Annotated in this window: 15 protein-coding genes; 8 read left to right on the top strand and 7 right to left on the bottom strand. The window is 64.1% G+C overall.

Annotated features, from left to right (window positions below):
• Positions 1-22: 22 nt before the first annotated feature.
• The gene (locus CO664_RS03805; RefSeq protein ID WP_037387947.1) at positions 23-460 is read right to left on the bottom strand and encodes a hypothetical protein; all 438 of its coding nucleotides are present in this window, start codon (positions 458-460) and stop codon (positions 23-25) included.
• Positions 461-654: 194 nt separating this feature from the next.
• Between CO664_RS03805 and CO664_RS03800 the strand changes: the two genes are divergently transcribed.
• From CO664_RS03800 to CO664_RS03770, 7 genes are all read left to right on the top strand, one after another.
• The gene (locus tag CO664_RS03800) at positions 655-837 is read left to right on the top strand and encodes a hemin uptake protein HemP (RefSeq protein WP_083853880.1); all 183 of its coding nucleotides are present in this window, start codon (positions 655-657) and stop codon (positions 835-837) included.
• A 10-nt stretch (positions 838-847) separates the two neighbouring features.
• On the top strand, positions 848-1,906 hold the full coding sequence (locus CO664_RS03795) for a ChuX/HutX family heme-like substrate-binding protein (protein WP_097537957.1): 1,059 nt from the start codon (positions 848-850) through the stop codon (positions 1,904-1,906).
• A gap of 11 nt (positions 1,907-1,917) precedes the next feature.
• A complete protein-coding gene (locus tag CO664_RS03790) occupies positions 1,918-2,865 on the top strand; it encodes a hemin ABC transporter substrate-binding protein (protein ID WP_097525167.1) in 948 nt (315 codons plus the stop codon).
• Positions 2,852-3,973, top strand: a complete 1,122-nt coding sequence (locus CO664_RS03785; RefSeq protein WP_037414677.1) for an iron ABC transporter permease — start codon at positions 2,852-2,854, stop codon at positions 3,971-3,973. Before CO664_RS03790 ends, CO664_RS03785 begins: the two co-directional genes overlap by 14 nt.
• Positions 3,974-3,979: 6 nt before the next feature.
• Entirely contained in the window at positions 3,980-4,768 is a 789-nt protein-coding gene (locus CO664_RS03780; protein ID WP_097525166.1) for a heme ABC transporter ATP-binding protein, read from the top strand.
• Positions 4,769-4,910: 142 nt separating this feature from the next.
• The gene (locus CO664_RS03775) at positions 4,911-5,273 is read left to right on the top strand and encodes a DUF883 family protein (protein WP_097537956.1); all 363 of its coding nucleotides are present in this window, start codon (positions 4,911-4,913) and stop codon (positions 5,271-5,273) included.
• Between the two features lie 44 nt (positions 5,274-5,317).
• Entirely contained in the window at positions 5,318-5,749 is a 432-nt protein-coding gene (locus tag CO664_RS03770; RefSeq protein WP_097525164.1) for a hypothetical protein, read from the top strand.
• 24 nt (positions 5,750-5,773) lie between these two features.
• On the opposite strand, the gene CO664_RS03765 is transcribed toward CO664_RS03770, so the two are convergent.
• The 3 genes from CO664_RS03765 to rsiA1 all read right to left on the bottom strand — a co-directional run bounded on the left by CO664_RS03765 (position 5,774) and on the right by rsiA1 (position 8,139).
• Positions 5,774-7,273 carry an HWE histidine kinase domain-containing protein gene (locus CO664_RS03765; RefSeq protein WP_037414663.1) on the bottom strand — a complete coding sequence of 500 codons (1,500 nt, stop codon included), beginning with the start codon at positions 7,271-7,273 and terminating at the stop codon, positions 5,774-5,776.
• 147 nt (positions 7,274-7,420) lie between these two features.
• A complete protein-coding gene (locus tag CO664_RS03760) occupies positions 7,421-7,972 on the bottom strand; it encodes an RNA polymerase sigma factor (protein ID WP_037387615.1) in 552 nt (183 codons plus the stop codon).
• Positions 7,973-7,980: 8 nt separating this feature from the next.
• Positions 7,981-8,139 (bottom strand): NepR family anti-sigma factor, encoded by a 159-nt coding sequence (rsiA1, locus tag CO664_RS03755; protein WP_234819725.1) that lies wholly within the window; start codon positions 8,137-8,139, stop codon positions 7,981-7,983.
• Between the two features lie 176 nt (positions 8,140-8,315).
• Between rsiA1 and CO664_RS03750 the strand changes: the two genes are divergently transcribed.
• Positions 8,316-9,110: a response regulator gene (locus tag CO664_RS03750; protein ID WP_037414659.1), complete on the top strand. Its 795-nt coding sequence runs from the start codon at positions 8,316-8,318 to the stop codon at positions 9,108-9,110.
• A gap of 294 nt (positions 9,111-9,404) precedes the next feature.
• Here the strand turns inward: CO664_RS03750 and CO664_RS03745 are convergent, their stop codons facing one another.
• The 3 genes from CO664_RS03745 to CO664_RS03735 form a co-directional block, all read right to left on the bottom strand.
• Entirely contained in the window at positions 9,405-10,988 is a 1,584-nt protein-coding gene (locus CO664_RS03745; protein WP_097537955.1) for an FGGY-family carbohydrate kinase, read from the bottom strand.
• 81 nt (positions 10,989-11,069) lie between these two features.
• Positions 11,070-11,738 carry an HAD family hydrolase gene (locus tag CO664_RS03740; protein WP_097525161.1) on the bottom strand — a complete coding sequence of 223 codons (669 nt, stop codon included), beginning with the start codon at positions 11,736-11,738 and terminating at the stop codon, positions 11,070-11,072.
• Positions 11,739-11,742: 4 nt separating this feature from the next.
• On the bottom strand, positions 11,743-13,227 hold the full coding sequence (locus CO664_RS03735) for a mannitol dehydrogenase family protein (protein WP_097525160.1): 1,485 nt from the start codon (positions 13,225-13,227) through the stop codon (positions 11,743-11,745).
• Positions 13,228-13,259 lie beyond the last annotated feature (32 nt).

The following is a 13,259-nucleotide window of genomic DNA, read 5'->3' as shown; positions in this document are numbered from 1 at the left end:
CGGCACCTCAGTGATCGGGCAATCAGCCCTTGAGTTCGACTGCCGACTTCGAGCCGGTCTGGAGCCCCGTCATGCAGGCGCCCTTGTCGATGCCCTCACCGACACAGGCCGGTGCATCGTTGATCAGCAGGCTCTTCACCGCCTCGCATTTCGTCCCCGGCAGGTCGAACTGACGGACCTTCGTCTTGCCGGCAGGCAGGTCGCGAAAATCGAGAACGGCCATGCGTTCGACCAGGCCCTTCTGATCGAAGAGGACGAACTCGAACGAGACCTTGGAAAGCGATTGCTGCAGGCCGTTGCCGGCGACGAAGGTCAGCTTGCACCCCTTCTCGGAAGGCGCGACCTCGTTGAGCTCGACCGTCAGCCCGCCGACGGCCGTTGGCTCCTGTGCCACGGCCGTCCCGGCGATCGACAGGATCATCGCTGCGGTCGAGGAAGCGAAACGGGAAAGACAGACCATCATTAACACCACCCATGCTCCGCATCCGGGCCGCCTTGAGCCAGACGACGGAGGCGTTCAACTAAACTTGACTGTGAGTATCCGGTATTGCGTCCTTAATGAAATATGAGTAATGCAGTCAAGATACTAATTGGAAATGCACGAGCGAACAGGGGACATCGACCCGCTTCCACCCTCGTGAACTGGCCGAAACTGTGACACCGAACGACACCGATACCCCCCTCTCCTCGCCGGCGCCGAGCGCGACCACCCGCTCGCAGCCGATTGTGGAAAGCCACGAGCTCTTCCGCGGCGCCAGCGAGATCCTGATTTCCCATGACGGCGCGATCTACCGGATGCGGATCACCCGGCAGGGCAAGCTGATTCTGAATAAATAGCGAGACAACGATGATCGACAGCACGCGCCCCACTCCCTCCGAGATTCGCGCCTACCGCGCGGCGAACCCGACGATGCGCGAGCGCGACATAGCCGCCCAGCTCGGCATTTCCGAAGCCGCCCTCGTCGCCGCGGAATGCGGCCTGACGGCAAGCCGCATCGATGCCGACGCCAATCGTTTCCTGGGCCGCGCCAGGGAGCTGGGCGAGGTCATGGCGCTCACCCGCAACGAATCCGCTGTCCACGAGAAAATCGGCATCTACGAGAACGTCAAGACAGGTCCGTCTGCGAGCCTGGTTCTCGGATCGGAAATCGATCTGCGGGTCTTCCCGTCCGCCTGGGCGCACGGCTTCGCCGTCACGAAGACCGATGCCAAGGGCGAGATCCGCCGCAGCCTGCAGTTCTTCGACAAATGGGGGAATGCGGTTCACAAGGTTCACCTGCGCCCGACGTCTGATCTTGAAGCCTATGACAGGATCGTCGCGGACTTCCGCCTCGAAGATCAGTCGCAGCAATTTGTTGCCGAATCCGGCGCCGCGGCGGGCGACGACGCGTCCGCCACCGTCGACACCCAGGCGCTGCGTGAGCACTGGACGAAGCTGACCGACACCCATCAGTTCCACGGCATGTTGCGCAATCTGAAAATCGGCCGGCGCCAAGCCTTGCATGCAGTCGGCGACGATCTGGCCTGGCAGCTCGACGCGCGGGGCATCGAGACGATGATGCGGGGCAGTGCCGAGACCGAGCTGCCCATCATGTGCTTCGTCGGCAATCGCGGCGTCATCCAGATCCACTCCGGCCCGGTCAAGAATATCGCCTCCATGGGCCCGTGGCTCAACGTCATGGATCCGGCCTTCCACCTGCATCTGCGCGCGGATCACATCGCCGAGCTTTGGGCGGTGCGCAAGCCGACGTCGGACGGCCATGTAACCTCGCTCGAAGCCCTCGATGCCAAGGCCGAAATGGTCATTCAGTTCTTCGGCAAGCGGAAGGAAGGCTTTGGCGAAAGACCGGAATGGCGCAGCCTGGTCGAGAACCTGCCGCGCCTCGACAGCATCGTCGCAGCCTGAGGAGACAAGGCATGCACCGCTTCGACTTCCGCCGCCTTCGCCGCTGGGAATTGGCGCTCGCCGCCTTTGCGCTCTCGACACCCTTCCTGCTGCCGGCGCTCGCCCCCGTCTCCTCGTCCCTTGTGAGCCCCGCAATGGCCGAGACGGTCGAGAAGCCGGACACGTCCCGGATCGTTTCGATCGGCGGAGCGGTCACCGAGATCATCTATGCGCTGGGCGAGGAAAACCGGCTCGTCGGCCGCGACTCGACCAGCACCTATCCAGAGGCGGCGGCGAAGCTCCCCAATGTCGGCTACATGCGGCAGCTGGCGCCGGAAGGCATAATCGCCGTCAACCCGGCGGCGATCGTCGCCATCGAAGGCAGTGGCCCGCCCGAGGCGCTTTCCGTGCTGAAGCAGGCGAACATTCCCTTCACGACGATTGGCGAGACCTATGACGAGGCGGGCATTCTTGCCAAGATACGCGCCGTCGGCGCCTTTCTCGGCGTGCCTGACAAGGCCGAAGCGCTCGTGAAATCCGTCGAGCAGGATCTGGACGCCGCACTCGCCGACAGCGCCGCACGCCCGGAAAGCGAGCGCAAGCGGGTTCTCTTCATCCTCAGCACCCAGGACGGCAAGATCATGGCATCGGGCACCGGCACGGCCGCAAGCGGCATCATCGAGCTTGCCGGCGCCGTCAATGCCGCCGGGAAGTTCCCCGGCTACAAGCCACTGACCGACGAGGCGATCGTCGAGGCGAAGCCGGACGTCATTCTGATGATGGATCGGGGCGGCGCCCATGGGATGAGTGCCGACCAACTCTTCGCCCTTCCCGCCCTCAGCCTGACGCCGGCGGCGAAAAGCAAGGCACTGGTCCGCATGGATGGCTTGCATCTGCTCGGTTTCGGCCCGCGCACCGCAAGCGCGATCCGGGAACTGAACACCGCAATCTATGGAAAGAAGACCAATGCCTCGCAGTGAGGCGATGGACGGCGCGCGGGGGCCTGCCTTGGCTGCAAGGATCGTGCATGCGTGGCGGAAGGGCGACCGTTCCGGTCTGGCGCGCACACTTATTGCCGCCCTCGCAGCGCTTGCCGCCGCGACCTTCGCGACCTCGATCATGACGGGAGCCGCCGACGCTTCGCTTGGCAATGTCCTGCGATGGCTCGCCGGTGGCGCGTCCGGCGACCAGGCCCTGAGCATGCGCGATCGCATCATCATCCTCGATATCCGCCTGCCGCGCGCCGTGCTCGGCATGCTGGTCGGCGCCGCGCTCGCCGTTTCCGGCGTCGTCATGCAGGGACTGTTCCGCAATCCACTGGCCGACCCCGGTCTGGTCGGCGTGTCGTCCGGGGCGAGCCTCGGCGCCGTCCTGCTTATCGTCCTTGGCAGCACCACCTTCGGGCCGGTCTTTGCGCTCTTCGGCTTCTATGCGCTGCCGCTTGGCGCCTTTTGCGGCGGCCTTGCGACGACCATGCTCCTCTATCGCATCGCCACACGCAGCGGTCAGACCTCCGTGGCGACGATGCTGCTTGCCGGGATTGCGCTCGGCGCACTCGCCAGCGCGGTAACGGGCGTGCTCGTCTTCGTCGCCGACGACAAGCAGCTCCGCGATCTCACCTTCTGGGGGCTTGGTTCGCTGGCCGGCGCCAATTGGACGAAAATCCTTACCGCCGGGCCGATCATCCTCCTGTCGCTCTGTGTCGTCCCCTTCCTGGCGAGAGGCCTCAACGCGATCACCCTCGGCGAGGCGGCCGCCTTCCACATGGGCGTGCCAGTGCAGCGCCTCAAGAACATCGCCATTTTGAGCGTCGCCGCGGCGACCGGCGCATCTGTGGCGGTCAGCGGCGGTATCGGCTTTGTCGGCATCGTCGTGCCGCATCTGCTGCGGCTCGTCATCGGCCCGGATCACCGCTACCTTCTGCCAGCTTCGGCTCTGCTCGGCGGCACCATGCTGATCTTCGCCGACATGCTGGCCCGCACCATCGTTTCCCCCGCCGAACTGCCGATCGGCATCATCACCGCCTTCGTCGGGGCGCCGTTCTTCCTGTGGGTTCTGCTCCGCGGGCGCTCGAACATGGGACTTTGACCTAAGATGATCCGCGCCTCCGATCTCTCCGCCCGCCTCGCCGGCCGGCCCGTGCTCCACGGCGTCTCGTTCGAAGCCGTTCCGGGGAGAATGACGGCGATCGTCGGTCCGAACGGCTCCGGCAAGACGACGACCTTGAAGGCGATCTCCGGCGAGCTGCACCTGTCCAAGGGCAAGGTGACCATCAACAATCATGACATCGCCCAGCTGAAGCCCTTTGAACTCGCCCTGAAAAGAGGCGTCCTGCCGCAATCGACGGTCATCTCCTTTCCGTTCACGGTCCGGGAGATCGTTGGTCTGGGTCTGTCAACCGGCGGTGCCGATATCGCCGGCAGTGGCCGCACCGTCGATGAGGCGCTGGAAGCCGTCGACCTCGCCGGCTTTTCCGGCCGCCTTTACGAGGAGCTTTCGGGCGGCGAGCAGCAGCGCGTCCAGCTTGCCCGCGTGCTTTGCCAGATCGCCGCGCCGGTCGGCGACGGCGAGCCTCGTTACCTCCTGCTCGACGAGCCGGTCTCGAGCCTCGACATCCGCCACCAGCTGACCATCATGCAGCTGGCGCGCCAATTCTGCGAGGGCGGCGGCGGCGTCATCGCGGTGATGCACGACCTCAACCTGACCGCAATGTTTGCCGACCAGATGGTGATGATGAAGGCCGGCCGCATCCGCGCCCTCGGCGCCCCGAAGGAGGTCCTCACCGACGAGACCATGGAAGCGGTCTTCGGATGCCGGATGCGGGTCGGCATCGCGCCGGCACGCGATGTCCCCTTCGTTCTGCCGCAAACGGCATCGCTTTGACCTCGGCGCTGAGAGCAACGTCAAGATTTATCGAAACAAATTCCTCCCTCATGCGTTGATCCCCGGCGTGCCACGTCCGGTGCGCCGCCGAGAATGCGCCGGCCTTCAGCCGGCATCGCAGCGAAGCGAAGGGAGCGACAGGATGGCCACGGGTCTCTTTTCAGGTTCAGGCAGCAGGAAGCGCAACGGCGGTGCGGTCGATACATCGATCGAGGACCAGCTTCATGATCTTCGGGAAGACGTTGCGCAACTGATGGCGCTGATCGCCGATCGGGGTGTGGCGGCCTCGCGAGAAGCCAAAGCTAAAGCGCGCAGCACCCGCAAGCAAGCCGAATCGGAGTTGCAGGACCTGCTGGAGAGCGGTGAGGAGCTGCTGTCGGATCTGCGCGGCCGCTATGCGGACACGGAAAAACAGGTCCGCCGCGCGGTGCGCGAACATCCGCTCGCCACGCTCGGCGCCGCAGCGGCAATCGGCCTGATCGCTGCAGCCCTTCTGCGCCGCTAGCGGGCTTCGGCGCTTTCGGCGTGTTGTGAAGGGGAGACAATGGCATGCAGTCCCTAGGCGCCGTTCTCACCGCCTTGCTTGCAGTCGATTTCGGTGCCGCGGCCTCGCGCTTCAAGCGCAATGCGGCTCTATGGGGGATCGTCGCGGTGCTTCTCGTCACCGCCTATGTTTTCGCCCTCGTGGCGATCGCACTCGTTCTCGCCGAGTATTATTCGCCAATCATCGCCTCTGTGGCGATCGCCGTGGCGCTTCTGGCAGTCGCCCTGATGATTGTCGCGCTCATGGCTGTACGAAACGCACGCGACCGGCGTCTCGTCGACGAACGGCGTCGCCGCTCCTTGCTTCAGACGAACCTGGCACTTGCCGCGGCGACCAGCATCCTGCGTAAGCAGCCGCTGATCGGCGTCGGTACGGCGATCGCCGTAGGACTCCTGCTGGGGCTCGGCAAAGGGCGGCGGCGCAGCGACCGCCGTTGATTTCCGGCGCGCCCAACGGTTATCTCAGAGCGGCAGGCGGATCAGCGCGGTAACGCCGGCCGGCAGATACTCGACCTTTACGGAACTGCCGATAATCTTGTCGAGGCTCCGCTCGATCAGCAGCGAGCCGAAGCCGCGCCGGCGCGGTTCCCGGACCGGCGGTCCGCCGACTTCCGTCCAGGTCAAATGCAGCACGGCACTGCCTTCCTCGACGACGCTGCGCGCCGTCAGCACGATCTTGCCTTTTGGTACGGAGAGCGACCCGTATTTAACGGCATTGGTCGCCAGCTCGTGCAGCACCAGGCCGAGACCAACCGCCTGGTCCGGTCCGAGCAGGACTTCGTCCTTGTGGATCTCCACCTGCTCGGCATAGTCGCTGACATAGGGTTTCAGCTGCTTGGAAATCAGCTCCGCAAGGCGGATCGTCCCCCATTCGTAGTCCGAAAGCAGCCCATGCGCCTCGGAGATCGCCTGTAGCCGGCCCGCGAAGGCGGTCATGAACTCGGCCGGGTCACTCGTCTGACGAAGGGTCTGGCGCGCCAGCGATTGCAGCATTGCCAGCGTGTTCTTGACCCGGTGGTTCAATTCCTTCAGCAGCAGCCTCGTCCGCTGCACGGACGCCTGCTGTTCGGAGACGTCGATGGTCATGCCGAGAAAGGTCAGCGCCATACCTCTGCTGTCGCGATCGTGCACCCGGCCTCGGCCGAGCAGCCAGCGCCCGTTCGCCCGAATCCGGAACATGCCGTCATATTCCTCGTTGGCGGCCATCGCCTGCCTGAGCTTCGAGAAGGTTGCACCTCGGTCGTCCGGATGGATCGCGCCGAAGACCGCCTTGGCGGTCAGGGTCCGTTCCGGCGGCAGGCCGAACATGCGCATCATCGCACCGTTGCCCGCCACGGTTCCGGAGCGGATATCCCAGAGCCAGCTGCCGACATTGGCGGCGTCGAGCGCCATGGCGAGCCGCTGTTCTTCGCGCGATAGCGCGGCCTCCTTCAGCGCACGCCGACGCGCCTCGTCCTTCAACTTGAGGAGCGACGCAGCCGCGTCGGCGATTTCCTGCAACGCATCGAGCTGTTTCGCCGCGATTTCGGCGCGGGGTGTTCCATCCAGCACGCAGACGGTGCCCACCGCCTGCCCTCCGAGAACGATCGGAGCGCCTGCATAGAAACGCAAGAAAGGTGCTTGCGCGACCTTTCGATTGTGCCGCAAGACCGGGTGGGCCGACGCGTCGAGCACGAGAAACGGGCCACGGTCGCCGATCGCATGGGCGCAGAAGGACTCCTCGGTGCGCGCCCGAGTTTCCGTCGTCCCGACAGCCGCCTTAAACCATTCCCATTCGTGATCGACGAGCGTGACAAGGGCGATCGGCGCGTCGAACAGACTGGCGGCGAGCCTGGCCAGCGGTTCGAAGTCGCTGTCGGCGACCGTCATGTCCGGTGCGGCCGCATGCAGGACACTGAGCCGCTCGCGCGAACCAAGCGTGTCAGCCACTGCGGGAAGCATTGCGTCTGCCCTCTCGTGCATTCGGCCCGAACTCCAATCCCGCTCCCGCCGGCAAGACCGATTGGGAATTATGCGACAATTCCAGAGGCTGCCGCAATCCTTGCTTCGAGTAAACGCGCATAGCAAAGCAGAAATAAGGAAGGAAGTGCCGAGGGCGATGAGGGTCTGTCAGGACACGAAGGCACGCGAAGTAATGGGCGCCGAGGTCTCGTCCGGCCCATAGTCGTTCTCGCCCTTGATCTGGAGGATCTCCTGGAGGCGCTGGCGTGCACGGTTGACGCGGCTCTTGATCGTGCCGAGCGCGCAACCGCATATCGTCGCGGCCTCTTCGTAAGAGAAGCCAGAAGCGCCGACGAGAATGATCGCCTCGCGCTGGTCCGGCGGCAATTGGTCGAGGGCGCGGCGGAAATCCTGCAGGTCGAGCGATCCGTATTGCTCCGGATGGTGCGCCAGCGTTTCCGTGAAATGACCGTCGCTATCCTGGATCTCACGGCCGCGCTTGCGCATCTGGCTATAGAGTTCGTTGCGCAGGATGGTGAAGAGCCAGGCTTTCATGTTGGTGCCCATCTCGAAGTGGTCCTGCTTGGCCCAAGCCTTCATGATGGTGTCCTGCACGAGATCGTCGGCCCGGTCGTGGCGGCCGATCAGCGACATGGCGAAAGCGCGGAGGCTCGGCAGCGCCGCAAGCATCTCACGCTTGAACTCTTGATTTTCCGACATTCCGGCGCTCACTCCTTGCCATCCAGCATGGATCGTTGTTCCACGGCCTCAAGTTTTTCCAGAAGGTCGAGGAAGCGAGCCGGAATTCCCTCCTCCTGTACCGAAAGATAAAGCGCTTTGAGCTTCGCCGCGATCTGCGCATTCGGATCGTCAGACTTCGGACGCATGCTCACCGTCCGCCCTGCCCCTGAATTATATCTCATCGTATGACTGCCGCCCTAGAAACTTCGCCTGCCCCATAACGCGACGAAAAAATGAAATGTTCCACTCCGGAACCTTTTTTTCCTCGGCACGTTTCCGCAGCGGAACAAAGATCAAAAGACACGGATTGAGGGAGTCCTGCATGACATTGTCCACCCGCATCGCGCCATTTCTTCCCTATCTGCGCCGCTATTCGCGCGCTTTGACCGGATCTCAGACATCCGGGGACGCCTATGTCGCAGCGGTGCTCGAAGCGCTGATCGCCGACACTTCCATTTTCCCCGAGGCCAGCAGCGACAGAGTCGCGCTGTTTCGCCTCTTCACCTCGCTCTTCGGCTCCTCGTCGGTGCTCGTCCCGGAACCCGTCTCGCCGTTTGCCTGGGAGCAGCGCGCCTCCGTCAATCTTGGGGCCGTGTCGCCGGTCGCCCGCCAGGCGTTCCTCCTCGTCTCGGTCGAGGGCTTTACGCCCCAGGAGGCCGCGGAAGTTCTCGACGTCGACACCGCCAAGCTCACCTCTCTGCTCGACCGCGCCTCGCAGGAGATTTCGCGCCAGGTGGCGACCGACATCATGATCATCGAGGACGAGCCGCTGATCGCCATTGATATCGAGCAGATGGTCGAGAGTCTCGGCCATCGCGTAACAGGCATCGCGCGGACCAAGGACGAAGCCATCGCTCTCTTCAAGACGGCCGAACCGGGAATGGTGCTCGCCGATATCCAGCTCGCCGACGGCAGTTCCGGCATCGACGCGGTCAACGAAATCCTCAAGACCAGTGCCGTGCCGGTGATTTTCATTACCGCTTTCCCCGAGCGGCTGCTGACCGGCGAAAGGCCCGAACCGACATTTCTTGTGACGAAGCCTTTCAACCCCGAAATGGTCAAGGCGCTGATCAGCCAGGCACTGTTCTTCAATGAATCGACCAAGGCGGCCGCTTAGGGTCAATTCCTCGCTGAAACAGACGCCGTGCCGGAGCAAACTTCGGCAGGGCGTCCGCGTATCTGGGCGGCCTCACACGAGGCAGGGCTCATTTGGAAATCCGGAATTCAGAAGCAAAACAGCCAGTGCCGAGGGAAGGGCACTGGCTGAGGTTATGCAACTCACTGAGGGGGATGTGAGTTGGCAACCGGCGGTATGCCTCCGACGTCACATTGGGGGCGATGTGCGTCACCGCTCGGCTATACGCAATAATCCGCGAGCGAGAAAAAGGTTCCGCGATAAGCGAAGATTCAGCTATTCGATCGATTCCAGTTCGGCGCGGTGGCGATAGAGCGCCAGCAAGCGGCGATAGTCGCGGTCGTAGAAATCCTGCAGGGCCGGATTCGGACGCCTCTCCTGTCCGCCCGAGGCCATGGCATCCCCCGCATGCGCAAGGTCGGGATAGAGGTTGCCGGCCACGGCCGCGGCCATGGCCGTCCCGAGCAGAACGGCATCCGGCGCGTCGGGCACGACCACCCGGCAGCCGATCGCGTCGGAGTAAAGCTCCATCAGTAGCGGATTGCGCACGTGGCCGCCGGTGACGTGCAGCGTATCGAGGTCGTAGCCCGCCTCCTTCATCATCTCGAGAATGTGGCGGATGCCGAGCGCGATGGCGACGCAGGTCCGCCAATAGAGGCGGCAAAGCGCGTCGAAAGAGGAATCGAGCGCCAAGCCGCTAATCACGCCGAGCGCATGCGGATCGGCAAGCGGCGAGCGATTGCCGTGGAAATCAGGAAGAACGTGCAGCCGGTCGGCGAAGCCGTGGCCATGCTCGGCGCGCAGTTCCTGGACGCGCTCGATGATCTTCTTGTGGGTTTCGGTCGTCGGCTCCAGCCCGCCGCCATGCAGCCGGACGACATGGTCGAGCAGCGCGCCCGTCGCCGATTGGCCGCCCTCGATAAGCCAGAGGCCGGGCAGCACCGCCTCGAAATAGGGCCCCCACATGCCGTAACCCGGCTTCATCTCCTTCGAGAAGGCGACGATGCAGCTAGACGTGCCGGCGATCAGCGCCAGCTGGCGCTCGAGCTTCGCCGTATCGCCGGCGAATCCTCCGAGCACACCGAGCGCGCCGGCATAGGCGTCGATTAAGCCCGGCGCGACCCGGCATTCGGTATCGAGGCCGAGGTCGGCGGCCGCGGTCGGCGTCAGTTTCCCCACGGCGCGCTCCACCGGCAGCGTCTCCTCGGGCAGGCCGCCGCGCGTCAGAAGGTCTTCGAGACCGATCCGCTCGAGATAGTCCTGCTGCCAGCCGCGTTCCTTGTGCGCGAGATAGTTCCATTTAGCCGTGAGCGTGCAGCGCGACCGCGCCGTGTTTCCCGTTGCCCGCCAGGACATATAATCCGCCAGGTCGAAGAAATAGCCTGCCCTCTCCCATTGATGCGGCAGATTTTTCTTCAGCCACATCAGCTTCGGCATCTCCATTTCCGGCGACATCACCCGGCCCGAATGATCGAGCACCGGATGCCTGGTCGCCGTACAGAAATCCGCCTCCGCAAGCGCCCGGTGGTCGAGCCAGACGATCGTGTCCCAGCGTGGCTCGCCCCGCCGATTGACCGAAAGCGGAGCGCCGTCACGGTCGCGGACCACCAGCGAGCAGGTGGCATCGAAGCCGATTGCCGCAACGCTCTCGGCGCCTATACCCGCCCTTTCGCGCGCCGCCCGCACCGCTTCGCCGACGGCCGCCCAGATATCCTCGGAATCGTGCTCGGCATGGTTCTCCTCGGGCCGGTTCATGGCAATGGCCCGGTCGGCACGCGCAAGAAGCGCACCCTTCCTGTCGAAGATGCCAGCGCGCGCACTGCCGGTTCCTATATCGACCGCCACGACATATTCGCGCATCAATGGATGACCCCGTCCCGAGATGATGATGGATTTTCAGTGTGCCTGAAGAGCGCGCCGGGCCGCTCCACCCTGCCCTGCCTATTGACGGACAAACTGTACCAATTCGCCCATGTCGTCAAACAGGAGGTCCGGCCCGAGACCGGCGAGCAGCTGCCGATGCCGCTCGCTGCGGGCGTGGCTGGCGCCCGCAAACGCAAAGACCCGCATGCCCGCCGCCTTGGCCGCCTCGATGCCAGCCGCACTGTCCTCGACGACGATGCAATCGGCCGGCGCGTAGCCCATTTCAGCACTCGCATGCAGGAACAGGTCCGGCGCCGGCTTGCCGTGCGTCACCATGGTGGCGCTGAAGATATGCGGCTCGAAAAGGTCGGCAAGGCCGGTCACGCTCAGCGACAGACGAATGCGCTCCGGCTGGCTTGAAGAGGCGACGCAGCAGGCCGCGTCCAGCTGCTCGACGGCCTCACGTATGCCGGGAATCGGCCTCAACTCCTGGCGGAAACGCGCATAGAGCCGCGTCCGCATCGCTTCGAGAAATGCGTGGTCGGTCGCAAGGCCGTAGTCGTCATGAAGGATTGCCGACATGCTCTGGAGGCTGCGGCCTAGGAAGCGCTCGCTCGCCTCCTCCGTTGACATCGAAACGCCGGCGGTCGCCAATGAATCCACCAGCACGCTGAGCGAGATCGGTTCGCTGTCCACAAGCACGCCGTCGCAGTCGAAGATGACCAGTCTGGAGGCGTGCCCCGCCATCGCGCTATTCTCCGAGTTTATCGTCCAGATAAAGTTGCAGCGTGGCGCGCGTACCCTTTTCCCAAAGTGTTTTCAAGGCATGGGCAAAGCGGCGGCGGAAAAGATCAGAGTGGGCGACATCGCCGAAAATATCGGAAAGCGCGAGGAAGGCCATCGGATCGTCCTTCGCCGCAAGCGCTGCCGCCTGCAAACGATCGGCGTTGGCGTCGTTGAAGACGATCGCCTTGCCGCTGTCGGACGTGCCGGCGAAATAACGGCACCAGAGTGCGGAGACAAGAGACAGGCCCACCACGTCCTCGCCGCGCCGCAGGCGATCGGCCGTCGACGGCAGGATGAATTTCGGCTGCCGGTTCGAGCCGTCCTGTGCCAGTCGGGCGACCGTGTCGCCGATCTTCGGATTGGCGAACCGTGTTTCGATCAGCTTGCAATAGTCCCTCAGGTCCGTATCCGGTACCGGCGGAATGACCGGGATGATCTCCTCGTGCTCGAGCTTCGCCAGGAAGGCGCGGATCAGCGGCTCCTCCATCGCGTCGTGGACGAAATGAATGTCGAGCAGCGCCGCCGGATAGGCGATTGCCGCGTGGCCGCCGTTGAGGATGCGGATCTTCATGTGCTCATAGGGTGCGACATCCGGGACGAACTGCACCCCAACCTCTTCGAGCGCCGGGCGGCCTTGCGGGAAATTGTCCTCCAGCACCCATTGCTTGAACTCTTCGCAAAAAACCGGCCAGGCATCGTCGATGCCGTAGTCAGAGGCGACGATGCCGATCTCGCGCGGGCCCGTCGCCGGCGTGATCCGGTCGACCATGCCGTTCGGGAAGGCGACATTGGCGTCGATCCAGTCGGCGAACGCCGGATCCGACAGGCGGGCGAGGCCGGACACGGCCGCATGGGTAACTTCGCCATTGCCGGGAATATTGTCGCAGGACATGACGGTGAAAGGCGGAACGCCGCGCGCCCTGCGCTCGGCAAGGCCGGCCAGGATGAGCCCGAACACCGTCTTCGGCGTTGCCGGGTTGCGAGCGTCCTCGGCGATCGCCGGGTGCCCAGGATTGAACTCGCCCGAGGCCGGGTCGATGAAGTAGCCGCCCTCGGTGATCGTCAGCGAAACGATGCGAATGTGCGGACTGGCCAGTTGCGCGACGATGGCCGGAATATCGCCCGGTTTCAGATAGGCGATCATCGCGCCGGTCACATGCGCGCCGGTGCGGTTGTTGTCCTGCTCGACCACCGTGGTCAGAAAATCCTGCGCCTCGAGCTTGGCGCGCATGACCTCGTCCGACGGCAGGACGCCGGCACCGATGATCGCCCAATCGTGGTCGCGCCCAAGATTGAAGAGATCGTCGAGGTAGACGGCCTGATGGGCGCGATGGAAGTTTCCGACGCCGAAATGGACGATCCCGGCGCGCAGATCGTGCCGGTCATAGTTCGGGACGCCGGCCTTGGCCCTGATGACGTCGAGTGCGGCAAGCGAGAGTTTGGTCGTCATTCTATCGTTCCTTTCGAGCACCCGTCCTTGGA

The sequence above is a fragment of the Sinorhizobium sp. NG07B genome (assembly GCF_002532005.1).
Classification (GTDB): Bacteria; Pseudomonadota; Alphaproteobacteria; order Rhizobiales; family Rhizobiaceae; genus Sinorhizobium; species Sinorhizobium fredii_C.
Note: the sequence above shows the minus strand (reverse complement) of the source record. Positions and strands in the feature narration are given on the sequence as shown.